Below are 24,888 nucleotides of genomic sequence, written 5' to 3' on the forward strand. Positions count from 1 at the left end.
TCCTCGGTGCTTTCCAGGTTCTCGCTTTCGCGTTTCCCTTTCCGGCGGTTCCGACTCTATCAGATCCTTTCGGGCCTGATTCCCAGTCAGCGGGGTTTGTCTTTGCGGCTGTTGGGCCGTTCCGACGTTCCAAACCTTAGCGGACTCTCTCGGCGATTCCCAATCGGAGTGGACCGGGCCGTCGAGCCTCAGTCGAAATTGAATTCGGACGCGCCGAAGCCATTCCCACTGAGGGGGTCGTGCGAGTGGTTTGTTGCCGCTACCGCGGCGGGAGGTGCTGCCGCAGAACCGTTACGGCCCCGTGGCAACCCGAAGAACTCTACGGATCCCGCAGGTAGCTGTCAACCGCACCTGTCAAGATCTTTTAATCGAGGTCGCTGAGCCTGCCGCCGGCGTCCGGCTGTGCGTGCTCCACCCTGCGCAGGAGGCGGGTGAGGACGTCCCCCAGAGCGGTCCGGTCGTCCGCGGACAGGTCCTGGAGCAGGTCCTCCTCGAACACCGAGGCCAGGCGCATGGCCTCCAGCCACTTCTCGCGCCCCTCCGCCGTCAGCTCGACGATGACGCGGACCCGGTTGGTCTCGTCGCGGTCGCGGGTGACCAGCCCCTCCCCCACCATGCGGTCGATGCGGTGCGTCATCGCGGCCGGCGTCAGACCGAGGCGCTTGGCGAGGTCGCCGGGGCCCAGCCGGTAGGGGGCACCGGAGAGGACGAGCGCCTTCAGTACCTCCCAGTCTGTGTTGCTGATGCCGAGCTCGGCGGTCTGCCTCCCGTACGCGACGTTCATGCGGCGGTTGAGGCGGGAGAGCGCCGAGACGATCTTCTCGACCTGCGGGTCGAGGTCCTGGAACTCGCGCTGGTAGGCGGCGATCTGTTCTTCGAGTGTCGGCTCGCCGGCGCCGGAGGTGTCGCCCATGGCCGCAGTATGGCACGGGACTCCTTTGCCTTGAAGTCCTTCGCTGTGTACTCTTCAACATCGAACTTTAGCTTCTAAGTCTTCAGCTCTAATGGCTGGAGCGATCTACCCAGAGAGGGTGAACGTGACCAGGGCAATGGGCGCAGCGATGCGCCGGATTCATGTGGGCAACGCACTCAGCGCGTTCGGGCTCGGCTTCACCGTCCCCTACCTGTACGTCTATGTGGCGCAGGTACGGGGACTCGGTTCTGTCACGGCGGGTCTCGTGCTCGCCGTCTTCGCCGTGGCCGCGCTGATCGTGCTGCCGTTCGCCGGGCGGGCCATCGTCCGCCGGGGCCCGCTGCCGGTACTGCTCGCCGCCCTGGTCACCGCCGCGCTCGGCGCGCTGAGCCTGGGCCTGTCGGCCTCGGCGGCCACCGTTCTGCTGTCCGCCGCCGCGCTGGGGGCGGGGCAGGCCGTGATGCAGCCGGCGCTCGCGACGATGATCGTGGACTGCTCCACGACGGAGACCAGGTCGCGGGCGTTCGCGATGCAGTTCTTCCTGCAGAACCTGGGACTCGGCGTCGGTGGACTCATCGGCGGCCATCTGGTCGACACGACCAGCGCCTCCTCCTTCACGTTGCTGTTCTCCATCGAGGCGGCGATGTTCCTGGTGCTGGTCGCCGTGATGGCGACGGTGCGCGCGCCGCGCGCGCCCCACGTGTCGGGGGTACCGGGGCAGGCCGCCGGCAACAGCTGGAAGCAGCTGCTGGGAAACCGGGCCATGGTGCAGCTGTGCGTGCTGGGCTTCGTGCTGTTCTTCGCCTGCTACGGGCAGTTCGAGTCGGGGCTGAGCGCCTACGGCGTCGAGGCGGCCGGGATCTCCACGTCCACGCTGGGGACCGCGCTGGCGGCGAACACGCTGGTGATCGTGGTCGCGCAGTTCGCGGTGCTGAGGTTCGTGGAGCGGCGGAAGCGGTCGCGTGTGATCGCCTCCGTGGGACTGATCTGGGCCGTGGCGTGGGCCGTGGCCGGGTACGCCGGGCTCGGGCACGGCAGCCAGGCGATGGCGACGGCCGCGTTCATCTCGACGTACGCGCTGTTCGGGCTGGGTGAGGCGCTGCTGTCGCCGACGCTGGCGCCGCTGGTGGCGGATCTGGCGCCGACCGGGCTGGCAGGGCAGTACAACTCCGCCTTCGCCCTGGTGAAGCAGCTCGCGCTGGCGATCGGGCCGGCGGTGGGCGGTCCGCTCGCGGCTTCGCTGCACGCGCCGTACATCGTGGCGTTCCTGTTGTTCTCGCTGGGCATCACGGTGCTGGCGCTGCGGCTGGGGCGGGAGCTCACGGACGTACAGAACCAGCCGTCGCTTGCCAGGAGCCGGGTGGTCACGCAGGGCGGGGCTCCGGCCGACGCGGTGGCGGCCGCGGAGGCGTGAGGAGGCCGCGACGGAGGCCGTTACGTCAGCCGTGGCGGGTCGCGCCCGTCACGGCCGACGCCCGTGGGTCACGGCTTCGGCAGGAGGAACTCGCACCAGACCGCCTTGCCGCCCCCGGGTGTGCGTCGGGACCCCCAGTTGGAGGCGATGGTCGCGACGATGGCGATGCCCCGGCCGGACTCGTCCGCCGGTTCCGCGCGGCGGCGTCTGGGCAGGTGGTCGTCGCCGTCGGTGACCTCGACGATCAGACGGCGGTCGGTGCGGCGCAGGCGCAGCCGCATGGGGGGCGTGCCGTGCTGGAGGGAGTTGGCGACCAGTTCGCTGGTGGCCAGGACGCCCAGGTCGTGCAGGTCGGTGGGGAAACGCCAGCTGGTCAGGACGCCCGAGGCGAAGGCACGCGCGCGGGGGGCCGCTTCCACGCCGCCGAGCAGTTCCAGCGCGGCGTTGCGGAAGAGCTCGGCCTGCGCGCCCTTGCGGGCGGGGTGCTGGAGGACCAGGACGGCGACGTCGTCGTCGTGGTCCGGGGTGACGCCGGCCGAGCGGACCAGGCGGTCGCAGACCACCTGGGGGCTGCCGGTCGCGCCGGACAGGGCGCGCTCCAGGGCGGCGATGCCCTCGTCCAGGTCCTCGTTGCGGCGTTCCACCAGGCCGTCGGTGTAGAGGACGGCGGTGGAGCCGGGGGTCAGGGCGATCGAGCCGGAGGCGTGCATCCAGCCGCCGGTGCCGAGCGGGGGGCCGGTGGGTTCGTCGGCGCGCTGGACGTTGCCGTCCTCGTCGCGGACCAGGATGGGCAGGTGGCCGGCGGACGCGTACACCAGCCGGCCCTCGTTGGGGTCGTGGATGGCGTAGACGCAGGTGGCGATCTGGTTGGCGTCGATCTCGATGGCCAGGCCGTCGAGGAGCTGGAGCACCTCGTGCGGGGGCAGGTCGAGGCGGGCGTAGGCCCTGACCGCCGTACGGAGCTGGCCCATGACGGCTGCCGCGCGGACGCCGCGGCCCATGACGTCGCCGATGACCAGGGCGGTGCGGCCGCCGCCGAGGGTGATCACGTCGTACCAGTCGCCGCCGACCGCGGCCTCGGTGCCGCCGGGGTGGTAGGTGGCGGCGACGCGCAGGTCGTCGGGTTCTTCCAGTTCCTGCGGGAGCAGGGAGCGCTGGAGGGTGACGGCGGTCTCGCGCTGGCGGCCCTCGCTCGCGCGCAGGCGGGCCGCTGCCTCGGCGTGGTCGGTGACGTCGGTCGCGAAGACGAGTACGCCGCGGCCGCCGTCGCTGTGGCTCTCGGTGACCGGCGTGCAGGTGAAGGTATAGGAGCGGCCGTCGGGGGCCTTGCGGGACTTGAGCGTGCGGGGCCTGCCGCTGCGCTGGACCTGGTCCAGGAGCGGGAAGAGGCCGAGCTCGTCGAGTTCGGGGAGGGCCGTGCGGGCCCGTTCGCCGAGGTCGCGCATGCCGAAGGCCGTGACGTAGGCGTCGTTGACGTAGGCGAGGCGATGGTCGGGGCCGTGGACGAGGGCGACGAGGGCCGGGACGCGGTCGAGGACGTCGCGCACGGGGAGGTCGTCGACGGCGGGAACGGGCGGGGCCTCGTCGGTCAGCTGTTCGGCGCGGGCGGCGGGTACGGAGCCGTCTCCTCGCCTGTCCGGGGAGAGGGTCGTGTCGGTCCGCGCTGCGGCGCGGCGCTGCGTTCCGGGGAGTCGGGCGCTCCAGCGCGTGAAGTTCACGAATCCTTGCCTCGTGTAGTTGTCGGCGGCCCAGGGCCGGGGCGGGCCGCGTTCGGGAACGGCCGGGGCCCCGGAGGCCGCGCGGGAGCGAGCGTCGGCGTGCCCGCGGTGGTGGACCAGTCTGGCAGGGTGCCGACCGGGCCGACATCCGTCAGACGCCGGACCGGCCGGGGGAGTTCCTGAGTCCGGCCAGGACTACCCCTTCGGGTTGCGAGGTGGTTCCTGAGAAGGCTTTCCACCGGCCGCGAGTTCGAACTCCGCTCGCGGGTGTTCGAGTGAACCCAGCGAGACGACCTCTCGTTTGAAGAGTCCGGCGAGGGCCCATTCGGCCAGTACGCGCGCCTTGCGGTTGACGGTGGGGACGCGGCTGAGGTGGTAGGCGCGGTGCATGAACCACGCGGGGTAGCCCTTCAGTTTGCGCCCGTAGACGTGTGCGACGCCCTTGTGGAAGCCGAGGGAGGCGACGGAGCCGGCGTATTTGTGCGCGTAGGTGTCGAGGGGCTCGCCGCGCAGCGTGTGCGTGATGTTGTCGCCGAGGACCCTGGCCTGGCGGACGGCGTGCTGGGCGTTGGGGGCGCATTCCCGGCCGGGTTCCGCGGCGGTGACGTCGGGGACGGCGGCGGCGTCTCCCGCGGCCCACGCGTGTGCGGCGCCGTCGACGGACAGGTGGGGGGTGCAGGTGAGCCGGCCGCGGTCGTCGAGGGGGAGGTCGGTGGCGGCGAGGATCGGGTGGGGTTTGACGCCGGCCGTCCAGACGACCGTACGGGTGGGGAAGCGGGCGCCGTCGCTGAGGACGGCGACGCGGTCGGCGCAGGACTCCAGGCGGGTGTCCAGGCGTACGTCGATGTTGCGGCGGCGCAGTTCGGTGACCGTGTAGCGGCCCAGGTCCGCGCCGACCTCGGGCAGGATGCGGTCCGAGGCCTCGACGAGGATCCACTTCATGTCGTCGGGCGTGACGTTGTGGTAGTACCGCGTGGCGTAGCGGGCCATGTCCTCCAGCTCGCCGAGGGCCTCCACGCCCGCGTAGCCGCCGCCGACGAAGACGAAGGTGAGGGCGGCGTCGCGCAGGGCGGGGTCGCGGGTGGAGGAAGCGATGTCCATCTGTTCGAGGACGTGGTTGCGCAGGCCGATGGCCTCCTCGACGGTCTTGAAGCCGACGCCGTGGTCGGCGAGGCCGGGGACGGGCAGGGTCCGCGAGACGGAACCGGGCGCGAGGACGAGTTCGTCGTACGTCAGCCGGCGGGCGCCCGTCCTCTCCTCGTCGGTGGCGAGGGTGGTGACGGTGGCGGTGCGCGTCGTGTGGTCGATGGAGCGTGCCTCGCCGATGACGACGTCGCACTGGCCGAGGACGCGGCGCAGCGGCACGACGACGTGCCGCGGGGAGATGGAGCCGGCCGCCGCCTCGGGCAGGAACGGCTGGTACGTCATGTAGGGGTCGGGGGAGACGACCGTGATCCCGGCTTCGCCCCGCCGGAGTTCCCCCCTGAGGTTCCGCTGAAGACGCAGAGCCGTGTACATCCCGACGTAGCCGCCGCCGACAACGAGAATGCGCGCACGTTCCTTCACCATCCCATGACGCACCCGACGCTTGCGTTTGTCCACAGGCTCGTCGATTTGTGTGACCGGAGATCGCGGAGACGCGGAGTGTCCCGTACGGCCGTGATCCGGACTGGTCGCGCAGGTCAGCGGGGGTGGGAGGGGGGCCGGAAGGCGGCATATCCGGGGCGTATGCGATCCGTGGTCCGATCGGTGGATGCCCGGTGCGGAACCTGCCCCTTCTGAATTGACCCCCGCTCAACTATGTTCTTTCCCACGGAGTGTGAGGGGATGTGCTCACCGGGTCCGCGACAGGCGGGCCGAGGAACCGGGCCTGTTCCGCGCACTCCGACTTTCGATGGCGGGGAGTGTCTCCGGGGGGAGACGTCATTACCGGGGGATTTTCTATGCATGTTCAGGACTCTCATTGGTCGTCCGCGTCCGCTGTCGCGCCCGGCGGTGCGATGAGTGCGGCGGCGGGCGGCGCACGCGGGGACGGGGCACGGACCGCGCCTTTGCGCGTGGACGCCCAGCGCAATCTGGAGCACGTGCTGCGCGCGGCACGCGAGGTGTTCGGCGAGCTGGGGTACGGCGCGCCGATGGAGGACGTGGCGCGGCGCGCGCGGGTCGGTGTCGGCACGGTGTACCGGCGCTTCCCGAGCAAGGACGTACTGGTGCGGCGAATAGCCGAGGAGGAGACGGCCCGGCTGACGGACCAGGCCCGGACGGCGCTCGGGCAGGAGGACGAGCCGTGGTCGGCGCTGTCGCGCTTCCTGCGGACGTCGGTGGCCTCGGGTGCCGGGCGGCTGCTGCCGCCGCAGGTGCTGCGGGTCGGGGTGTCCGACGAGGGTGACGGCGGTGCCGTGGGTGACGGCGGCGCCGTCGTTGACGGCGGTGGCGCTGTGGCCGGTGAGCCGCGGGTGCCCCAGCAGCGGATACAGCCGGGCTCCGGCTCCGGCTCCGGCCCCGGTGAGCTGCGGCTGGTGTCCGAGGGGACCGTGCGGGCGGGTTCGGCGGCCGGGGCGGTGGCCGGTGGTTCGGTCGGTGGTTCGGTCGGTGATTCGGTTTCCGTGGCGGGGGACGACGGGGCGGCGGAGCTGCTGGACGTCGTGGGCCGGCTCGTGGAACGGGCGCGGTCGGCGGGTGAGCTGCGGCCGGACGTGTCGGTGTCGGACGTACTGCTGGTGATAGCCACGGCGGCGCCCTCGCTGCCGGACGCGGCACAGCAGGCGGCGGCCTCGACCCGGCTGCTGGACATCCTGCTGGAGGGACTGCGGTCGCGCCCGGCGTGAGGCCGTCGGGCCGCCGGACGGGCGGGGCACTTTTCCCTTCCCCGAACAGCTGAGCGTTATCGCCGCGTCGCGGCAAGTCCCCACGGACGGGTGACGGTCGCCGCCGAGGGGTCCTGACCAAAAGCCAATGTGGCACGCTGACCCGGTGTTCGAGACTGGCTGGGCAGGCGGCGGGGGCTTTCCGCGATGAGCGTCGACGGGCGGGACGGGTCACTCGGTGACGGCGGCACCGGACCCGGCCACCCGCCGCGGGTGCCCGACCAGGGCGGGCCGGTCCGGGTCCCCCGGGACGGCGTGCCCGTGGAGGACGGCGGGTTCCTGGAGGACGGCGGGTCCCCGGAGAACATCCGACGCCCGGAGGATGTCGGACCACCGGAGGACGGCGTCCCGGCGCCGCGTGAGCCTCGTGAGCCGCGTGAGCCGCGTGAGGACAGCGTCCTTCCGCCGCCGATCGAGCTGGAGGACGGCGGCGTCCTGCCTCCGCCGCGCGAGCTGCCGGCGTCCGACGCGGAGTTGCTCGAGCGGATGCGCTCGGGCGACGACACGGCCTACGAGGAGCTGTACCTGCGTCACGCGGACGCGGTGCGCCGGTACGCGCGTACCTGCTGCCGCGACGCCCACACCGCGGACGACCTCACCGCCGAGGTCTTCGCCCGCGTGCTCCAGGCGGTGCGCGGGGGTTCGGGCCCCGAGCACGCCGTGCGCGCCTATCTGCTCACCACGGTCAGGCGCGTCGCCGCCGGCTGGACACGGTCGGCCGGGCGGGAGCACTTGGTCGACGACTTCGCCGTGTTCGCCGCCCAGGCCGCGTCCGGTTCAAGGGCGCCGGGCGACGACACTTCGGAGCTGGGCGCCGACGTCCGGGCCCTGCACGAGGCCGAGCAGTCGCTGGCCCTGCGGGCCTTCCGGTCGCTGCCGGAGCGGTGGCAGGCCGTGCTGTGGCACACCGAGGTCGAGGACGAGTCGCCGAGCGAGGTGGCCGTGCTCTTCGGGCTGGACGCCAACGGCACGCGCGTGCTCGCCAGCCGCGCCCGGGAGGGCCTGAAGCAGGCCTACCTCCAGGCCCATGTCAGCGATGCCCTCGCCGCCGACGAGGAGTGCGCCCGCTACGCCGACCGGCTCGGCACCTACGCACGCGGCAGGCTGCGCACCCGGGCCCGGCGCGGGCTGCGCGAGCACCTGGACGAGTGTGCCCGGTGCAGGCTGGCCGCCGTCCAGATCGAGGAGGTCGCGAGCGGCATTCCCGCGGTGGTACCGGTCGCGGTCATCGGGTGGTTCGGCACCGCCGGGTACGCCAAGGTCGCGGGGCTCGTCGCCGGAAGCGCGGGCGCCGGTGCCGCGGGCGCTGCGGGCGCGGGCGCTGCGGCTACGGCGGGCGGTGGCGTGGCCGGAGCGTCCGGAACGTCCGGCGGGGCGGGCGCCGGGGGCGGTGCGGCGGCCTCCGAAGGGCTGGGCGCGCCGGTGAAGGCCGGGATCGCGGCCGGTGTGGTGGCGGTGGCCGCCGCGGCGGCGCTGGCCTTCGCGCTGGCCGGTGGCGACGCCCCGGCCGAGCGGCCGCCGAAGGCGGGCCCGCCGCCCTCCTCACCGGTGGCCCAACCCGCCCCGGACACGCCCACGCCCCCGGCGCAGCCGGCCCGCCCACGTCCGCCGGTGGCCGCGCCGGAGCCGCCCTCGTCCCCGGTGCCCGCCTCCAGGCCGACACCTGCCCCAGCACTCTCGCCCTCCCCCACATCGAAACCGACGCCGCCGCCGACGCCGGCTCCCACCCCGACCCCGACGCCGACCCCGCCGCCGCCGCCACCGCCGTCGTCACCGCCGCCCGCCCCGGCCGTCTACCAGTGGAGCGAGCTGGCGTACGACGTGGGCGGCGACGGCTCCGGGCCCGAGATGCGGCTGGCGGGAAGCAGTTGGGTGTGGCAGCGCTCCGCCCTGTCGGTCGGCGACGAGCGGTACGCGCGGGGCGTCACCGTGCACGGCCGCTCATCCGTCACCATCGACCTCAACCGCTCCTGCTCCTCCTACGACGCGTTGGTCGGCGTCGACGACCTGACCACGAAGCTCGGCAAGGTCCGCTTCTCGGTGCACGCCGACGGCGTCCGGCTGTGGAGTTCCGGGACGGTCGAGGGCGGGGACCCGGCGGTGCCCGTCCATGTGGACCTCGCGGGGCGCGAGACCGTACGGCTGGTGGTCGAGCCGGACGGTCACCTCGGCTCGGTGGCACTCGCGGACTGGGCGCAGTCGCGGTTCACCTGCGTGTAGGGCTTGCGGGACACGCTCCGGGAGCCCGCGCCCCGGAGGCCGTCAGACCGCCGTCCGGCCATCAGACCGCCGTCCGGCCATCAGACGCGCCGCACGACCGCCCCCGCCTGCGCTCCGCCCAGCGCCCCGCGCTGCGGTGCGATGCCGCCCGGTACCGCGCGTTGGCGGGCCGGGGTGCCGGTCCAGCAGGTGCCGCGGCGGGCGAGGAGGCGGCCGAGCCACAGTTCGAGGGAGACGAGGTCGGCCAGTCCGTCCAGGGGCAGCGCCTCGCCCGCGGCCGCCGCACGCACCGCCTTGCGCACGACCCGTGCCTCCACCAGCCCCGCCTGAGCGAGCAGCGGCGTGTCGAAGAGCCCCAGCAAGGAGTCCGCGGCGACCCGCAGCCCCGTCCGCGCGGCGGAAGCCGCCACCCCCTGAGTGGGCGCTCCCCAGCCGCTCGGCAGTTCGCTCACCCCCGAGCCCTCCAGCACCGTCCGCAGAATCGACGCCCGCGCCCCCGGCTGCACCCGCAGCGCCTCCGGCAGCGCACGGCAGGCGCGGACGACCTGGTTGTCGAGGAACGGTGTGTGCAGCCGCTGGAAGCGGATCTCGGCGGCCTGTTCCAGCACCCGTACGTCCGCCGCGTGCCGGGCCAGTGCCGCACGCGCGCGGAAGTCACCGGGCCGCTGCCCGGGCCCGACCCCGGACCGCTGGGAGGACGTCTGCAGGCGAACCGATACTTCAGCCAGTGCCTCTCCGGTCAGCCACCGCGCCGCCGGCCCCGGCCCGGCCCAGGCCAGCGCGGCCAGCGACGCCTCCATGGCACCGTCGCCCGGCGTGTCGAAACGCCGGCGGAGCAGCCGTTCGGAGAGCACCTCGAGCCCGGTGCGGTACGGCGTGCGCGCCAGCCGCCGGGCCGCCCCGTAGACACGCGCGGGGACGAACACCGACCCGTCGGCCTTGGCCAGCGCGGCGACCGGCCGCACGAGATGGCGGCGTTTGCGGTCCATCAGCAGGTCGGCCAGGCGCGCGGGATGAGCGTCCAGCACCTGTCGTGCCCCGTATCCGGTGAAGTGGTCCGCGCTGCCCGCGGCCAGCCGGGCCCGGTGCCGGGCCGACGCGACCAGGGACGAGCCCGGTTCGTCCGTCAGCGGCCCGTCCAGCGCGGCGTACGGGAGCATGTCCTCGCCGCCGGTGACCACCACGTGGTGCAGCCGCGGGTTGGCCGCGAGGGCTCCCGCCCGCTCCAGCTCGGCCTCCTGCCCGCCGACGGCGAGGTCGTTGAAGGTGACGGCCAGCAGCCGCTCGCCCGCCCCGGTGCCGTGTCCGAGCACGGTCCCCGGCATCCCCGGCAGCCCGGCGGCCAGCAGCGCCAGCGTCCCGGAGGCCGGGCCGCCGGACAGGTCGGCGCCGATACCCGGAACGGGCATCCCGCGCGCGGCGCGCCGTTCCGCCGGCCCCATGCCGGGCACCGGCCCGGGGTCGATGCCGTCCCCGGGGACGTGCCGGGGTGCGGCGAGACGCGTGCGCACGGCCTCCACCAGGGCGTCCCGTACGCCATCCACCGCCCGGTCGGGATCGGCCGCGGGCGCGGCGACGGCGAGCGAGGCCACCTGCTCGTACCCGGCGATCTCGCGCGCCCCGGCGCGCAGGATCAGCGCGTGCCCCGGCGGGATGCGTTTCACGCCGTCGTACGGGGTGGAGTCGTCCAGCGCGGCCGGCACGTCGGGCGCGGCGAGCAGCGCGGCGAGGTGCCCGAAGTCGAGGTTGGCCTCGATGAGGTCGGCCAGGGGCAGCGCGGCCGTCGCGTACGCCGTGCCGCCCGCCCAGGGGGTGTGGAACACCGGCCGCGCGCCCGCGAGGTCGCCGCAGACGGTGATCCGCCGGCCGACCTGGACGACGGCCGTGTAGCTGCCGGGCCACGCCGTCAGATGCCGGAGCGCGCCCCCGCGCGCGGCGAACAGTCCGACGCGCAGTTGCTCGTCGGTCGCGCCGCAGATGCCGAGGACGGCGATCCGGGTCTGCGGGTCGGCCGTGACGACGCGCACCTCGTCGGGGCGCCAGTCGCCGACCGCCCACAGGGGGTCGGGGTCGCCCCACAACAGCTGGGAGCCCACGGGCTGCACGGTCTCGCCGTCGTAGCCGGTGGCTCCCGCGGAGCCGCCCGCTCCGGCGATTCCCGCGCCTCCCACGGCGGTGCTGCTCCACCCCACCAACCACCGCATCGACGCCTCCACAGGCTGGGGACAACCAGTGCACCGTACGAACTGGTCCCATGCTGCCATGAAGGGCGCGCCGCAGAGCATCGGCGGAGCCGCATGTGCTCCCAGGAATGCGCCCCCGCGGAAACCCACGCGAGAACGTCAACTACCTCTCCGCACCTCCTCGGAGGGCGCGAAGACGACGCGAAGACGACGCGAATGCGCCCCCGCAACGCGCTCTTTGGCTACCCAACGCGCCCTCAACTCCCATGGTGAGGGCCGCGGCGCCCCGGAAACGTCCGGGTCGATTTTCAGCCAAATCGGCGTCACGCGGACACGTTCGAACACGCTCCGTACAGGCTTTGCGCACCGGCCGGCGGTGCGCGGTCCGGGAGGCGAGGCACGCCCCCCGGACCGGTCCGCCGCCCGCGGGGATGTAGGCGGCGGTGTCCCCCAGCCCACTGGATCCAGTACAGCGGGCCGACCCACGCGGCATCCATGGAAGCGCTCCCCCGATGGCCGGAGAAGAGCGCACGGGCGGGCGCACGGCCACACACCGGGAGCACGTGGCAACTGACCGTGCAGGCACCGCACTTCAGTACGGACCACAATCCCGCCATCCGGAACAATGCCTCTTAACGCATGGGATCCGGCGAACTACGCTGTGTTTACGAATGCCGCATGGTTATGCCAGCGCGGCAGCCGTCTGTGTCGAGGGGTGGCGCATGTCCAGGGAGCAACGCGGGCCGAACGAAAAACTCGGCGCCGTTCTCGCCCTCGCGGGAATCAGCAACGCCGGACTCGCCCGGCGCGTCAACGACCTTGGCGCCCAACGCGGGTTGACTCTTCGCTACGACAAGACGTCGGTGGCGCGCTGGGTGTCGAAGGGAATGGTGCCGCAGGGTGCGGCGCCGCACCTCATCGCCGCCGCCATCGGCCAGAAGCTCGGCCGTCCGGTGCCGCTCCACGAGATCGGCCTGGCGGACGCGGATCCCGCCCCCGAAGTGGGCCTCGCCTTCCCCCGGGACGTCGGCCAGGCGGTCAGGTCGGCCACCGAGTTGTACCGTCTCGACCTCGCCGGCCGCCGGTCCGGCGCCGGTGGCATCTGGCAGTCGCTGGCCGGATCGTTCGCGGTGAGCGCATATGCAACGCCGGCCTCGCGGTGGCTGATAACCCCGGCCGACAGCTCGGTGGCACGTGACGCGAGCCCGGCCGAGGGCTCCGGCGCACCGCTCAAAGTCGGCCACAGTGATGTGCAGAAGCTGCGGGAGGCCGCCGAGGACGCCCGGCGCTGGGACTCCAAGTACGGCGGCGGCGACTGGCGTTCGTCGATGGTCCCCGAGTGCTTACGCGTCGAGGCCGCCCCGCTGCTCCTCGGCTCCTACTCCGACGAGGTCGGCCGCGCCCTGTTCGGCGCCTCGGCCGAGCTGACCCGCCTGGCCGGCTGGATGGCCTTCGACACCGGCCAGCAGGAGGCGGCCCAGCGGTACTACATCCAGGCCCTGCGCCTGGCCCGCGCGGCGGCCGACGTGCCCCTGGGCGGCTACGTACTCGCCTCCATGTCGCTCCAGGCGACCTACCGCGGCTTCGGCGACGAGGGCGTGGACCTCGCGCAGGCCGCGCTCGAACGCAACCGGGGCCTGGCCACGGCCCGCACCATGAGCTTCTTCCGCCTGGTCGAGGCCCGCGCCCACGCGCGCGCGAGTGACGCGCCGGCGGCCGGTGCGGCCCTGAAGGCCGCCGAGAGCTGGCTGGAGCGCGCCCGCCCCGGCGACAGCGACCCGACGTGGCTGGGTTTCTACTCCTACGACCGGTTCGCCGCCGACGCGGCCGAGTGCTACCGCGACCTGAAGGCACCACGCCAGGTCCGCCGCTTCACCGAGCAGGCACTGTCGAAGCCGACGGAGGAGTTCGTACGCTCGCACGGCCTCAGGCTGGTCGTCTCGGCGGTGGCCGAGCTGGAGTCGGGCAATCTGGACGCGGCCTGCGAGCAGGGTGTGCGGGCGGTCGAGGTGGCCGGCCGCATCTCCTCGGCCCGCACCACCGAGTACGTCAAGGACCTCCTCCACCGCCTGGAGCCCTACGGCGACGAGCCCCGTGTGGTGGAGCTGCGCGAGCGCGCCCGGCCGCTGCTGATGACCACGGCCTGATCCATCACCGCCTCCCGGGTTTGAAGGCATTGTCAGTGGCGCAGTGCACTATCGAAGCCGGGAGGTGGGCCGGAGATGGAACGAGTGCGGACCGGGGCCGCGTACGACTGCGACGTGCTGGTGATCGGCGGCGGAATCGTCGGCCTGTCGACGGCGTACGCGATCACGCGCGCCGCGCCGGGCACCCGGGTGACGGTGCTGGAGAAGGAGCCGGGACCGGCCCGGCACCAGACGGGCCGCAACAGCGGCGTCATCCACAGCGGCGTCTACTACCGCCCGGGCTCGCTGAAGGCCCGCTACGCGGTGCGGGGCGCGGCGGAGATGGTCAAGTTCTGCGCCGAGTACGGCATCGCGCACGCCGTCACCGGCAAGCTGATCGTCGCCACCGACCGCGCCGAGCTGCCCCGCCTGCACGCCCTCGTGCAGCGCGGCCGGGAGAACGGCATCCCGGTGCGCGAGCTGGGCGCCGCCCAGATCCCGGAGTACGAGCCCGAGGTGCGCGGCCTCGCCGCCATACACGTCGGCACGACCGGCATCTGCGACTACGTCGCGGTGGCCCGGCAGCTGGCCCGGGCATCCGGTGCGGAGATCCGCTACGGCGCCGAGGTGCGGCACATCGACCGGCGCCCGGACCTCGGGGTCGCCGTCCGCACCCGCGCCGGGAACGTGCTCCGCGCCCGGGTCATGGTCAACTGCGCCGGGCTGCACTGCGACGGCATCGCCCGCATGACGGGGGACGACCCCGGCATGCGGATCGTCCCCTTCCGGGGCGAGTACTACGAGCTGGCGCGGCCGGAGCTGGTGCGGGGACTGGTGTATCCGGTGCCGGACCCGGCGTTCCCGTTCCTCGGCGTGCATCTGACCCGGGGGATCGACGGGGGCGTGCACGTCGGGCCCAACGCGGTGCCGGCGCTGGCCCGGGAGGGGTACGGCTGGGGCGTGGTGCGGCCCCGCGAGCTGGGCGGGACGCTGACCTGGCCGGGTTCGTGGCGGATAGCCCGGCGGCACTGGAGGTACGGGGCGGGCGAGCTGCGGCGGTCGCTGTCCAAGGGGGCGTTCACCGCCGCCGTGCGCAGGCTGCTGCCCGGGGTGACGGAGGGGGATCTGGTGGCGGCGCCGGCGGGTGTGCGGGCGCAGGCGGTGCTGGCGGACGGGACGCTGGTGGACGACTTCCTGATCCGTGAGGGGGCGTGCGCGGTGCATGTCCTGAACGCGCCCTCGCCCGCGGCGACGGCGGCGCTGCCGATCGGGCGGGAGGTGGGGCGGAGGGCGCTGGGGATGCTGGGGGCTGCCGCCTGACCTTGGTTGCCGGGGGTGCCTTGGTTGTCCGGCGTGGGTGCGGGCCGGGGGTGGGCGACGCGGACCGGCGCTGGCCGGGTGCCTCCCCCACTCTCGGCTTCGCTCGAGCGGGGGGACCCCCATCGCCCACCCGTGCCGCCCTGGGGGTACCTCCCAGGCCGTTCAGGCACTGGGGAAGGCACGACTGCCCGCAGCTGGGGGGCGGTCGGGGTCGTAAAATTGAGGCATTGTGTCTGACTTCCACCGTGCTCCCGAAGCCGCCCAGCCCGCCGCGCCGCACACCGGTGTCCCCGTTCGGCATACCCGTGACAAGGGTGAGCCCCGGTTCCCCGACGGGCCGAAGGCCGATCCCGCCGGGTCGCACTTCGAGCGGCGGATCCGGAGCTTCCAGCCCCGGCGCAGCCGGGTGACCGCCGGGCAGGCGGACGCGTTGCAGCGGCTGTGGCCCGTGTGGGGTCTGGACATCGACGGGCAGCGGGTCATCGACCTCGGCGAGCTGTTCGGCAACGCCCGTCCCGTCGTCCTGGAGATCGGCTTCGGCATGGGCGAGGCCACCGCCCAGATGGCCGCCGCCGACCAGGACACCAACATCCTCGCCGTGGACGTCCACACCCCCGGCCAGGGCAACCTGCTCGGTCTCGCGGAACAGAACGAGCTGCCCAACATCCGGGTGGCCAACGGCGACGCGATCATCCTTCTGCGCGAGATGCTCGCCCCCGACTCCCTCGCCGGGCTGCGCGTCTACTTCCCCGACCCCTGGCCCAAGACGCGGCACCACAAACGCCGTCTGATCCAGCCGGAGTTCCTGGACCTGGCCGCGACCCGGCTCGCGCCGGGGGCGGTCGTGCACTGTGCCACCGACTGGGAGCCGTACGCGGAGCAGATGCTCGAGGTCCTCACCGCGCACCCCGACTTCGAGAACACCGTGGCGGACGGTGGCTTCGCGCCGCGTCCCGCCCACCGGCCGCTGACCCGTTTCGAGGGTCAGGGACTGGACAAGGGTCATGTGGTGAACGACCTGCTCTTCCGCCGCGTACCGCACGGCGATCAGCCCAAGGAGCTGCCCCCCACCGGTTAGGGTCCATGCCGTGGCCACCTGTCCCCCGTATCCGAGGCGTCCGCCGGCGCGTTCTCATACGCGTCCGCACTGGTGGCAGCACTCCTGGGTCCGTCACGGCGCACTCATCGCGCTGCTCGCGCTGGCCGGCCTGGTGATCCTGGCCCTGGTGCGCGAACAGACCGGCACGCGGGGGTTCCTGGTGGGGCTCGGGCTCGCGGTGCCGCCCGTGCCGCTGCTCCTGGCCGCGTTCCGCTGGCTGGACCGGGTCGAACCCGGGCCCTGGCGCAACCTGCTGTTCTGCTTCGCCTGGGGCGCCTGCGCGGCGGCGCTGATGGCGATCGTCGCGAACAGCTTCGCGACGAGATGGATAGCGACGGCGACCGCCGACCCGGCCGGCGCCGACACCCTGGGCGCCACGGTCATAGCCCCGGTCGTCGAGGAGTCGGCCAAGGCCGCCGCCGTCCTGCTGGTCTTCCTCTTCCGCAGGCGCCACTTCACCGGCATCGTCGACGGCGTGGTCGTCGCCGGTGTCACCGCCACCGGCTTCGCCTTCACCGAGAACATCCTCTACCTGGGCAACGCCTTCGGCACCGACCAGCTCACCGGCGACAGCGGACTCGCGTCCGTCACCGCGGCGACCTTCTTCGTCCGCATCGTCATGTCGCCGTTCGCCCACCCGCTCTTCACCGTGCTCACCGGCATCGGCTTCGGCATCGCCGCGCTCTCCGCGGGCCGTCACCGCCTGCGCCGCGCTCTGCTCCCCCTGTGCGGCCTGCTGCTCGCGATGGGCACGCACGCGCTGTGGAACGGTTCGGCCTCGTTCGGCGAGTACGGCTTCCTCGCCGTGTACGCGACGTTCATGGCGCCCTCCTTCGGCCTGCTGACCTGGCTGGCGATCTGGACGCGGCAGCGCGAACTGGGCACCGTACGGGCCGAACTGCCCGTGTACGTCATGGCCGGCTGGCTGGCACCGGCCGCGCCGCACGCGCTCGGCTCGATGCGCGCCCGCCGCATCGCCCGGCAGCACGCACACCGGCACGCCGGGAAGGAGGCGGCGCGGGCGGTGGCGCAGTACGAGGCGTACGCGACCTCACTGGCGTTCCTGCGGCAGCGCGGACGCCGGGGCGGGGCGGGCGCCGACTTCGCCGTACGGGAGCGGGAACTGCTGGACGCCCTGTGGCACCGGCGCGACGTGGCACGCCCGGCCCTGGACTACGCGTCCCGGGCCACCGCACCGCCCGCACCGCCCACACCGGTGGCCGTACCGCCCTGGGCTCACCCGTACCGGCCGTACGGCCAGTACGCCCCACACACCCCGCACGCCCCGTACAGCCCGCACGCCCCGTACAGCCAGTACTCCCCGTACTTTTCCCCCGGCTCCCCGCCCGACCCCTACCGGCGGCCGTGACGGCCGCAGGTAGGGGGCGGGATCAGGCCGACGCCTGTGTCAGCCTTCCGATCTCGTCCTCCGTCAGGCTCAGCTCCGCCACCCCCAGCAGCGCCGGCAGCTGCTCCACCGTGCGCGCGGACGCGATCGGCGCGGTCACCGTCGGCTGCGCGGCCAGCCAGGCCAGGGCGACGGTGGCCACGGGGGCGTCGTGCGCCTCGGCGATCTCGTCCAGGGCCGCGAGGACCCGCCGGCCGCGCTCGGTCTCCAGGTGCTTGGCGGCACCGCCGGCCCGCGGGCTGTCGACCGTCGCACCGGTGCGGTACTTGCCCGTGAGGAAGCCGGACGCGAGGGAGTAGTACGGCACGGCGGCCAGGCCCGCCCGCTCCGCGAGGTCGCGCGGTTCACCCTCGTACGTGTCGCGCGAGACCAGGTTGTAGTGGGGCTGGAGGGCCACGTACCGGGCGAGGCCCTCGCGGTCGGAGAAGGCGAGGGAGGCCTCGAGCCGCTCGGCGGAGATGTTGGAGGCGGCGATGTGCCGGACCTTGCCCGCCTTCACCAGCTCGTCGAGCGCGCCGATGATCTCCTCCACCGGCACCTCGGGCTTGTCGAAGTGGGTGTAGTAGAGGTCGATGTGGTCGGTGCCCAGGCGGCGCAGCGAGGCGTCGGCGGCGGCCTTGATGTTCGCGGCGCTCAGGCCCGGGTACTCGGGGTGCTGGCTGACCTTGGTGGCGAGGACGACGTCGCCGCGGTTGCCGCGGGAGGCGAGCCACTTGCCGATGACGGTCTCGGACTCGCCGCCGCTGTTGCCGTCGACCCACGCGGAGTAGGAGTCGGCGGTGTCGAGGAAGTTTCCGCCGGCCGCCGTGTAGGCGTCGAGGACGGCGAAGGAGGTGTCCTGGTCGGCGGTCCAGCCGAAGACGTTGCCGCCGAGGGCGAGGGGGAAGACCTCCAGGTCGGAGGAGCCGAGCTTGCGCAGAGAAGTCATGTCCTGCGTCAACGAGCGCGGCGGACCCGGTGATTCCGGTATCGGCGCAAAGATCGCGCAAACCGGCAGCCCTGACGTCGGGGGGTCGTCGTCAGGACCGCCGGGGACAAGCGGGACTCAGGGGGTGAGGCCCTTGCTCTGCAGCCAGGCCATCGGGTCGATGCCGCCGCCGTCGCTGGTGTGCACCTCCATGTGGAGGTGGGCGCCGGTGACGTTGCCGGTGGCGCCGACGCGGCCGATGACGTCACCCGTGGTGACCTTCTGGCCGACGCTGACGTTGATGGAGGACTGGTGGGCGTACCAGATCTCGGTGCCGTCGTCGAGGGTGAGCACGGTCTTGTAGCCGTACGACCCTTCGTACCCGGCCGACGTGATGGTGCCGCTGTGGACCGCCTTGAGCAGCGTGCCCGTGGGGGCGGCGAAGTCGAGGCCCGTGTGGTAGCCGGAGGACCAGTAGGCGCCGGCCTGGCCGAAGCTGGAGGAGATGGTGTACGAGGAGGTCGGCAGCGTGTACTGCTTGGCCAGCTTCGCGAGCCGCTCGGCCTCGGCCTTCTTCGCGGCCTCCTCCTCCGCCTTCTTCTTGGCGGCGGCGGCCTTGGCCTCGGCCTCCTTCTCCGCCTTGGCGGCGGCTTCCGCGGCCTTCTTCTCGGCGGCGGCGGCGGCTTCGGCGGCGGCCTTGGTCTCGACCTGGGCCTGCTGCTGCTCGGCCTGCGCCATGATCCGGGCCCGCAGCGTCTCACCGGCGTCGGTGGCGCTCTCCGTGGGGGTGTCGGCGGCGACCGTGACGATGCTGCTGAGCGGGGTGGCGGAACCCTTGGGCTCCGGCTCCTCGTCGTCGGAGATGAGCGAGCCGACGTTCGGCAGGTCCGGCATGGAGATCGACACCGGCGGCTTGCCGGTCTGCGCGCTGGCCATGCCGCCCGCGCCGACGGCCGCTATGACACCGACGCCGAGGACGGTGGAGCTGCGGGCGAGTCCGCCGCGCTGCTTGGCGACGCGGTGCTTGCCCCGTACGGGTCGGATGGACTCCGCGGTGGGATTCCATTCCTCCCAGGGGCCCTCTTCGGCGCGGTAGCCGTCGTAGCCGAAGGTGTCGGTGTCGTGCTGGTTCGGCACGAACGGGGCCTCGGGGGCAGGCCGGTTGGACGCCACGTGGGCGTACTCCTTTCCTTCCTTATCGCCTACCGGGTTAGCTGACGGGTTCGGAGCAGGAAGGTCTCCTACGCGCGTATATCGCCGTGTCTCCACGGCGTCATACGCCCGATTCACCCCAATGTGGTGGTTCCCCGGTTCCCTTGCGGGATTCGGCGCGTGCGCACGGAGCCGCCTTCTGTGACGGCTGGGACGACCGCGCTGCGTTATCGAACGTTAATAGACGCGAGGCCCGGATTCCAAGCGGTTCCTCTTGATCATTAACGAATCCGGCCGGGACGTACGCCTCACGACCGGTGAAAACCGGGCGAGTTGACCCCGCTTCGGTATTCCCTTTCACGCCACGACTTTCTGATGGTGTGTCAGTTGTTATGCGGAGGGGGGTCGGCCGGTCACGTCAGGTGATGTTGATCAAGGTCGTCGTACGGCGAGCAGCGCCATGTCGTCCGCCATGCCGCCCCCGGAGTGCCTGCGCACGTCGTCGGCGAGGGTGCCGAGCAGTTCCTCCGGATGACGGAAGACGCGGCCGGCCAGCCGCGCGTGCGGGTCGTAGAACTCGCCCCGGCCGTCGCGGGCTTCCGACACCCCGTCGGTGTACAGCAACAGCGTGGCTCCGGCGGGGAACGGCGCCTCCTCCGCGCGGTCGGGCCACACCCCCAGTTCGCCCATGCCGAGCGGCAGCGCCGCCTCCCGGGCGGTCAGCGGGCGCAGGGTGCCGTCGGCGTACAGCAGCAGGGGCGGTGGGTGGCCGCGGTTGACGATGCGGACGACCCCGTCGCCGTGCGGGAGTTCGGCGAGTACGGCGGTGGTGAACCCCTCGAAGGCGTCCAGCCCCTCCCGCCGGGTGCCCTCGCGGGCCAGCGCCCGCTCCAGCCGCTGCGCCACGGCCTCCAGCGTCGCCTCCTGCTCGGCGGCTTCCCGGAAGGCGCCGATCACCACGGCGACGGCGGCCACCGCGCCCATGCCCTTGCCGCGCACGTCACCCACGATGAGCCGGATGCCGCGCGCGCTGTCCTGCACCGCGTACAGGTCGCCGCCGATGAAGGCGTCGGCCTGCGCGGCCTCGTAGCAGGCGGCGATCTCGAATCCGCCGATCCGCTCGGCCGGTTCGGGCAGCACGGCTCGCTGGGCGGCCTCGGCGATCTCGCGGACGGAGACGAGTCGCTCGCCGGTGCGGCGGACGAAGGCGTTGACGAGGACGGCGAGCACGGCGACCGTCGCGATGGTGATCAGTTCGGTGAGGGAGTCGACGAAGTGGATGACGCCCTTGCCCAGTTGCAGCCCGATGACGGCGGCGACCACGGCGACACCGGTGAGCGCCGTGCCGCGCCGTGAGTAGATGGGGGCGGCGACCAGGGGCGCGGCCGTGTAGAGGGGGCCGGCGGTGAAGTACCTCGGGGTGAAGAGGTCGTACAGGATGGCGACGATGATCAGCAGCACGGGGAGCAGGCGCACGAAGGTCCGCCCGTACGAGGACCGCCACCGCCGCGTCGGACCGGCGGCCGCCGGTACCGGCTGCGGACGGTCGCCGAGGCCCGGGTCGGGCACAGGGTCGCCGGGGAGCCGGCCGCCGGCCCTGGCGTACGCTCCCTCGCCGTCCTGCACGTCACCTGGCCGCACCACTCGTCTCCCGCCACCCCGCACGTCCGCGCCGCTTGCCGTCCCGTCCTCCAGATTCCCCGGAGCGGGGGCGGGGGGCGAGCGGTGAGGGCCGAACGGGTGACGACGGTGGGACGGACGACGGACGACGGACGACAACGTCGCGAACACACCGAAGGCCGGAATCCCTAAGGATTCCGGCCTTCGGCCTTGAGTAGCGGGGACAGGATTTGAACCTGCGACCTCTGGGTTATGAGCCCAGCGAGCTACCGAGCTGCTCCACCCCGCGTCGTTGTGTCTTTACTGTACCCCACCCCGGAGGTGGAATGCACATCCGTATCTCCCCGCCCCGCCCGCTACCTCGACAGATGGTGGTTCGGCGCCTTCGCCCGCTCCTCGTACTCGGGCAGTACGACGACCACGGCGCCCTCCGCGGCGAGCACCCCGCTGCCGTCGGCCCCCGGCACGAAGGTGTCCGGCTCCCGCCAGGCCGTGACCACGCGGCGCACCCCGGCGTCGAGGATCAGCCGCGCGCAGGGCGCGGGCCGGGAGGCGCGGCGGGCGCACGGCTCGAGGCTGCTGTACACGGTGGCGGCCGTCAGCCGCGGATCGAGCGGGTCGACCTTGGCCAGCGCGGCCTCCTCGGCGTGCACGACGGGGTCGTCCCCCTCCCGCGAGTGCCCCCGCGCCAGCTCGGTCCCGTCGGCGGCGACCACGACCGCCCCCACGCTGAACGCCGTCCGGGACGGCGGGCACAGCTCCGCCAGCTCGCAGGCGAGCGCCAGCCAGTGCCGGTCGGCGGCGGAGACGCGGGCCCCGGTGCCGGGGGCGGTGGGCCGGTACCTCATCAGCACGACGTCCTCGATACGCCGCGACTCCACCAGCCGCAGCCGACCGCCCTGGTAGCCACCGGGCCCGAACAGCCGGGGAGCGTCCGGGTCCCCCACGAACACCGGCGCGAGGACGAGCTGCAGCTCGTCGGCGAGTTCCTCTCGCAGCAACTGGCTGTGGACCCTCCCGCCCCCCTCGACCATGAGCCGCCGCACACCCCGCCGGTCGTGCAGGTACTCCAGCGCCGCCCGCCAGTCGAGCTCGGGCCCCAGTGGCACGAGGTCGGCGGCGATGCCCAGCGCGCGGGCGCGCCGAGCGCCGTCGTCCGTGGTGAGGAATACCTTCTCCCCTCCCGTGTGCCAGAACCGCGCCGCCGGGTCCAGCTCACCGCTGCCACTGACCGTGACCTTGAGCGGGTACTCCGCCTCCCCGGCCGCGACCCGGGCGGCCCGCCGCTCGGCGGAGTTCACCAGCAGCCGCGGATTGTCGGCCCGGATCGTGCCGGCCCCGACGAGGATCGCGTCGACGGACGCCCGCACCTCGTCGACCCGGTCGAAGTCGGCCGGCGAGGAGAGCAGGAGCCGTTCGGGGCCGGTGTCGTCCAGGTAGCCGTCGAGGGAGACGGCGGCGGAGAGGAGGACGTACGGGAGGGGCATCAGGTACTCCGGTGGGCCGGGCGGACCGGTCGTCGCCAGTGACCTTCGGTCACTGCCAGAAGACCTCTTCCCCGGAAGTAGGGGTCCTTCGCAGTGACCAGTTCGGCGCGCGCGGCGTCGACCATCTTCCGTACACGCTCCGGCAGTACGTCGCGGGCGGCCTGAGCCTTGAGCGTCCAGTCCATCTGCCAGGGCGGGCCCATGAACCCGCCGTCGGTCACTGGCCGGGCTCCAGGCGCTGGCCCTCGTACCGGATGTGCGAGGCCTCTTCGAGAAGGGCCTTCGCCTCGGCCAGGTCCGTGGACTCAGCCGCGCGGTGATGCAGGTCAGCCATGTGCGCGTCCAGCTTCGGGTCCCTGGCAATCGCGTACTCGCCCCACCAACGGGCCATGAACGCGGGCACCGTACTGATGTCGTACGCGTCCGCGACGGCCCACTTCCAGTGGTCGTCGAAATCCGGAAGGAGCTGGGGGGCGTGCTGGGCGATGGCAGCACGCAGCGCCTTGGGATTCCGCTCGGGCATGGGCGGAACGACCGGCGTGGGCTTTGCGGCGTGTGCGGTCATGACCGGGCGTACTCCTTCGTGCTCCTGCGGCGCACCGTGCCTACGACGATAGTCCGTCCCGGAAAACCGGGTGAGCTGTTCACTGCTGGGTGCTCTGAGCTGTCGTCTCGGGGGCATCGGTGTCGCCGTCCCTCACGGGCAGGCGTCGCCCGCGGGACTCCGCGACCCGCAGTACATCGGCGAGGCACTCGGCCAGCCGGATCGCCGTGTAGCGGACCTCGGCGTTCGGAGACACGGGGTCGTGCAGCAGGCGGCGGGCGCAGCGGAGCACGTCCAGCCCTTCGGCGAGCTGCCGGGCCTCCGTCTCGTCGGCGAGGCGGGAGACGATTCCGTCTCCGTCACCGGGGGCGAGGAAGCAGGGCTTGCCTTCCGCCGACAGCCAGGGCAGCAGCCGCAGCGCGGTGTACACCTCCATCACGCGGCCGCCTTCCGCGCGCCGACGACGTGCTCGTCGAGGTCGATGCCGAAGTCGGCGGCGAGCACGAGGGCGAGGCGGCGGTGCCGCTGACGGTCCTGTTCCTGTTCGTGGGCGGTGAGGTAGGGACGGACAAGGCGAGAGGCCGCACCGTCGAGGGGGAGGTGACGGCAGTACGGGGAGTGGTGGAGCGGAAGGAGTGCGGGGGCGGCGCTGGGTACGGGGCGGGGGCGCGGGGCGCTGCCCGCACGGTGGGTTCCGGTGCCCGGGCCCAGGAGAAGGCCCAGCCAATAGGCGATGCGGTGGATAAGGTCGTACATGTCGACGCTCCTCGATAAGCGTTGGCCACGCCCCGGGGCCCTGCCAGGCCGCCGGGGTCTTTGCGTTGACACAAGGCAGGTTGCACTAGGTAGCTCTCGGACGCAATAGGTAGCAGACGGGTGCACCCGTACGTGGCAGCGTGTTTGCCACCGCTTTAGCGTTCGGGTATGGCTGAAGAGCGTCAGTGGCGGCCCGACCCAGCGAGTCACGTGTACGTGTACCTACAGGTCGTGCACCGCATCACCGAGCAGATTCAGGCGGGGCGGCTTCCAGTCGGCGCACGCCTTCCTGGCGAGCGCGACCTCGCGGAGGAGTACGGCGTGGCCGTCAACACCGTCCGCCGCGCCATCCGAGAACTGCGCGATCAGGGATTGCTCATCACCGTCCCTGTGAAGGGAACCTTCGTGAGCGCGAAGGAGCCCTCCTCGAACGCTCCCGCCAACGAGGACAAACCCACCGGCTGACGCCGCCACCAGCGGGGTACCCGCCCCCGCATGAGCTCCGAACCCGGGCCGTTGCTCGCCCTGGATCTCACCGGCACGTTCGCGTTCGGGCTGAACGGGGCGCTGACGGCGGTGCGTGCCGCGCGGCTGGACGTGGTCGGTGTGGTCGTGCTCGGGATGATCACCGCACTGGGCGGCGGCTTCATCCGCGACGTCCTCATCGACTCGCTGCCGCCCGCCACGCTCCTGGACTGGCGGTACTACACGCTCGCCGCCGCCGGTGGGCTGATCGCCTTCGCCCTCAGCAGGCACCTGCGCCGGCTGGAACCGGCCATCACCGTGCTCGACGCGGTCGGACTCAGCACCTTCGCGGTCATCGGCGCGACCAAGGCGCTGGACGCCGGGCTGGGCGTCGCGCCCGCGATGCTGCTGGGGGTGGTCACCGCGGTGGGCGGGGGAACGATCCGCGACACGCTGGTGCGCCGGATCCCGACGGTGCTGCGCAGCGATCTGTACGCCATCCCCGCATTGGTGGGCGCGGCGCTCACCGTCGCCGCCGTCGAGACGGGCCTCTACGGTCTCCCGGCCGCGCTGGGAGCGGCGACGGTCTGCTTCCTGATCCGCGTGGTCGGCCTCCGCCTCCGCCTCCACGCGCCCGAACCACCCGAGACCCGTTCGTCCGGTGGCCGAAAACGGGGCCGTGAGTAGTC

The 24,888-nt window shown here is 72.9% G+C and carries 21 protein-coding genes, 1 tRNA gene and 1 riboswitch; of the genes, 9 read left to right on the top strand and 13 right to left on the bottom strand.

What is annotated here, in order from left to right; genetic code table 11:
* Window positions 1–364: 364 nt before the first annotated feature.
* On the bottom strand, window positions 365–913 hold the full coding sequence (locus tag QC283_RS35565; protein ID WP_279565913.1) for a MarR family winged helix-turn-helix transcriptional regulator: 549 nt from the start codon (window positions 911–913) through the stop codon (window positions 365–367).
* Between the two features lie 136 nt (window positions 914–1,049).
* On the opposite strand from QC283_RS35565, the gene QC283_RS35570 reads away from it, so the two are divergent.
* Entirely contained in the window at window positions 1,050–2,327 is a 1,278-nt protein-coding gene (locus tag QC283_RS35570) for an MFS transporter (RefSeq protein WP_279565968.1), read from the top strand.
* A 68-nt stretch (window positions 2,328–2,395) separates the two neighbouring features.
* On the opposite strand, the gene QC283_RS35575 is transcribed toward QC283_RS35570, so the two are convergent.
* Window positions 2,396–4,045: an ATP-binding SpoIIE family protein phosphatase gene (locus QC283_RS35575; RefSeq protein WP_279565914.1), complete on the bottom strand. Its 1,650-nt coding sequence runs from the start codon at window positions 4,043–4,045 to the stop codon at window positions 2,396–2,398.
* A gap of 195 nt (window positions 4,046–4,240) precedes the next feature.
* Window positions 4,241–5,614, bottom strand: a complete 1,374-nt coding sequence (locus tag QC283_RS35580) for an NAD(P)/FAD-dependent oxidoreductase (protein ID WP_279565915.1) — start codon at window positions 5,612–5,614, stop codon at window positions 4,241–4,243.
* 374 nt (window positions 5,615–5,988) lie between these two features.
* Here QC283_RS35580 and QC283_RS35585 point away from each other — a divergent pair, with 374 nt between their 5' ends.
* Both QC283_RS35585 and QC283_RS35590 read left to right on the top strand, forming a co-directional pair.
* The gene (locus tag QC283_RS35585) at window positions 5,989–6,873 is read left to right on the top strand and encodes a TetR/AcrR family transcriptional regulator (protein ID WP_279565916.1); all 885 of its coding nucleotides are present in this window, start codon (window positions 5,989–5,991) and stop codon (window positions 6,871–6,873) included.
* 186 nt (window positions 6,874–7,059) lie between these two features.
* The gene (locus QC283_RS35590) at window positions 7,060–9,132 is read left to right on the top strand and encodes a sigma-70 family RNA polymerase sigma factor (protein ID WP_279565917.1); all 2,073 of its coding nucleotides are present in this window, start codon (window positions 7,060–7,062) and stop codon (window positions 9,130–9,132) included.
* An 80-nt stretch (window positions 9,133–9,212) separates the two neighbouring features.
* Here the strand turns inward: QC283_RS35590 and QC283_RS35595 are convergent, their stop codons facing one another.
* On the bottom strand, window positions 9,213–11,336 hold the full coding sequence (locus tag QC283_RS35595) for an asparagine synthase-related protein (RefSeq protein ID WP_279565918.1): 2,124 nt from the start codon (window positions 11,334–11,336) through the stop codon (window positions 9,213–9,215).
* 701 nt (window positions 11,337–12,037) lie between these two features.
* Between QC283_RS35595 and QC283_RS35600 the strand changes: the two genes are divergently transcribed.
* From QC283_RS35600 to QC283_RS35615, 4 genes are all read left to right on the top strand, one after another.
* On the top strand, window positions 12,038–13,462 hold the full coding sequence (locus QC283_RS35600; RefSeq protein WP_279565919.1) for an MFS transporter: 1,425 nt from the start codon (window positions 12,038–12,040) through the stop codon (window positions 13,460–13,462).
* 75 nt (window positions 13,463–13,537) lie between these two features.
* Window positions 13,538–14,761: an L-2-hydroxyglutarate oxidase gene (gene lhgO / locus QC283_RS35605; RefSeq protein ID WP_279565920.1), complete on the top strand. Its 1,224-nt coding sequence runs from the start codon at window positions 13,538–13,540 to the stop codon at window positions 14,759–14,761.
* A 229-nt stretch (window positions 14,762–14,990) separates the two neighbouring features.
* A complete protein-coding gene (gene trmB, locus QC283_RS35610) occupies window positions 14,991–15,839 on the top strand; it encodes a tRNA (guanosine(46)-N7)-methyltransferase TrmB (RefSeq protein WP_279565921.1) in 849 nt (282 codons plus the stop codon).
* A 10-nt stretch (window positions 15,840–15,849) separates the two neighbouring features.
* Window positions 15,850–17,229, top strand: coding sequence for a PrsW family intramembrane metalloprotease (locus QC283_RS35615; protein WP_279565922.1), 1,380 nt, complete (start codon window positions 15,850–15,852; stop codon window positions 17,227–17,229).
* A gap of 22 nt (window positions 17,230–17,251) precedes the next feature.
* On the opposite strand, the gene QC283_RS35620 is transcribed toward QC283_RS35615, so the two are convergent.
* From QC283_RS35620 to QC283_RS35660, 9 genes are all read right to left on the bottom strand, one after another.
* Window positions 17,252–18,196: an aldo/keto reductase gene (locus QC283_RS35620; protein WP_279565923.1), complete on the bottom strand. Its 945-nt coding sequence runs from the start codon at window positions 18,194–18,196 to the stop codon at window positions 17,252–17,254.
* A gap of 117 nt (window positions 18,197–18,313) precedes the next feature.
* Window positions 18,314–19,348: a M23 family metallopeptidase gene (locus QC283_RS35625; RefSeq protein ID WP_279565924.1), complete on the bottom strand. Its 1,035-nt coding sequence runs from the start codon at window positions 19,346–19,348 to the stop codon at window positions 18,314–18,316.
* Window positions 19,349–19,359: 11 nt separating this feature from the next.
* Window positions 19,360–19,516: riboswitch (cyclic di-AMP (ydaO/yuaA leader) on the bottom strand.
* Window positions 19,517–19,759: 243 nt separating this feature from the next.
* The gene (locus tag QC283_RS35630; protein ID WP_279565925.1) at window positions 19,760–20,968 is read right to left on the bottom strand and encodes a PP2C family protein-serine/threonine phosphatase; all 1,209 of its coding nucleotides are present in this window, start codon (window positions 20,966–20,968) and stop codon (window positions 19,760–19,762) included.
* Window positions 20,969–21,162: 194 nt separating this feature from the next.
* Window positions 21,163–21,236: transfer RNA gene (locus QC283_RS35635), tRNA-Met, on the bottom strand.
* A 67-nt stretch (window positions 21,237–21,303) separates the two neighbouring features.
* Window positions 21,304–22,434, bottom strand: a complete 1,131-nt coding sequence (locus tag QC283_RS35640) for a dihydrofolate reductase family protein (RefSeq protein WP_279565926.1) — start codon at window positions 22,432–22,434, stop codon at window positions 21,304–21,306.
* Window positions 22,434–22,655 (bottom strand): hypothetical protein, encoded by a 222-nt coding sequence (locus QC283_RS35645; protein WP_279565927.1) that lies wholly within the window; start codon window positions 22,653–22,655, stop codon window positions 22,434–22,436. Before QC283_RS35645 ends, QC283_RS35640 begins: the two co-directional genes overlap by 1 nt.
* Window positions 22,652–22,999 carry a DUF6247 family protein gene (locus tag QC283_RS35650; RefSeq protein ID WP_279565928.1) on the bottom strand — a complete coding sequence of 116 codons (348 nt, stop codon included), beginning with the start codon at window positions 22,997–22,999 and terminating at the stop codon, window positions 22,652–22,654. Before QC283_RS35650 ends, QC283_RS35645 begins: the two co-directional genes overlap by 4 nt.
* 79 nt (window positions 23,000–23,078) lie before the next feature.
* Complete coding sequence (locus QC283_RS35655) at window positions 23,079–23,414, bottom strand: hypothetical protein (protein WP_279565929.1); 336 nt, start codon at window positions 23,412–23,414, stop codon at window positions 23,079–23,081.
* Window positions 23,414–23,734 carry a hypothetical protein gene (locus QC283_RS35660; RefSeq protein ID WP_279565930.1) on the bottom strand — a complete coding sequence of 107 codons (321 nt, stop codon included), beginning with the start codon at window positions 23,732–23,734 and terminating at the stop codon, window positions 23,414–23,416. Before QC283_RS35660 ends, QC283_RS35655 begins: the two co-directional genes overlap by 1 nt.
* Window positions 23,735–23,902: 168 nt before the next feature.
* Between QC283_RS35660 and QC283_RS35665 the strand changes: the two genes are divergently transcribed.
* Together QC283_RS35665 and QC283_RS35670 are read left to right on the top strand one after the other, a co-directional pair.
* On the top strand, window positions 23,903–24,199 hold the full coding sequence (locus QC283_RS35665; protein WP_279565931.1) for a GntR family transcriptional regulator: 297 nt from the start codon (window positions 23,903–23,905) through the stop codon (window positions 24,197–24,199).
* 30 nt (window positions 24,200–24,229) lie between these two features.
* Window positions 24,230–24,886 (top strand): trimeric intracellular cation channel family protein, encoded by a 657-nt coding sequence (locus QC283_RS35670; RefSeq protein ID WP_279565932.1) that lies wholly within the window; start codon window positions 24,230–24,232, stop codon window positions 24,884–24,886.
* Window positions 24,887–24,888: the final 2 nt, after the last annotated feature.

Source organism: Streptomyces sp. DH41 (assembly GCF_029813785.1).
Classification (GTDB): Bacteria; Actinomycetota; Actinomycetes; order Streptomycetales; family Streptomycetaceae; genus Streptomyces.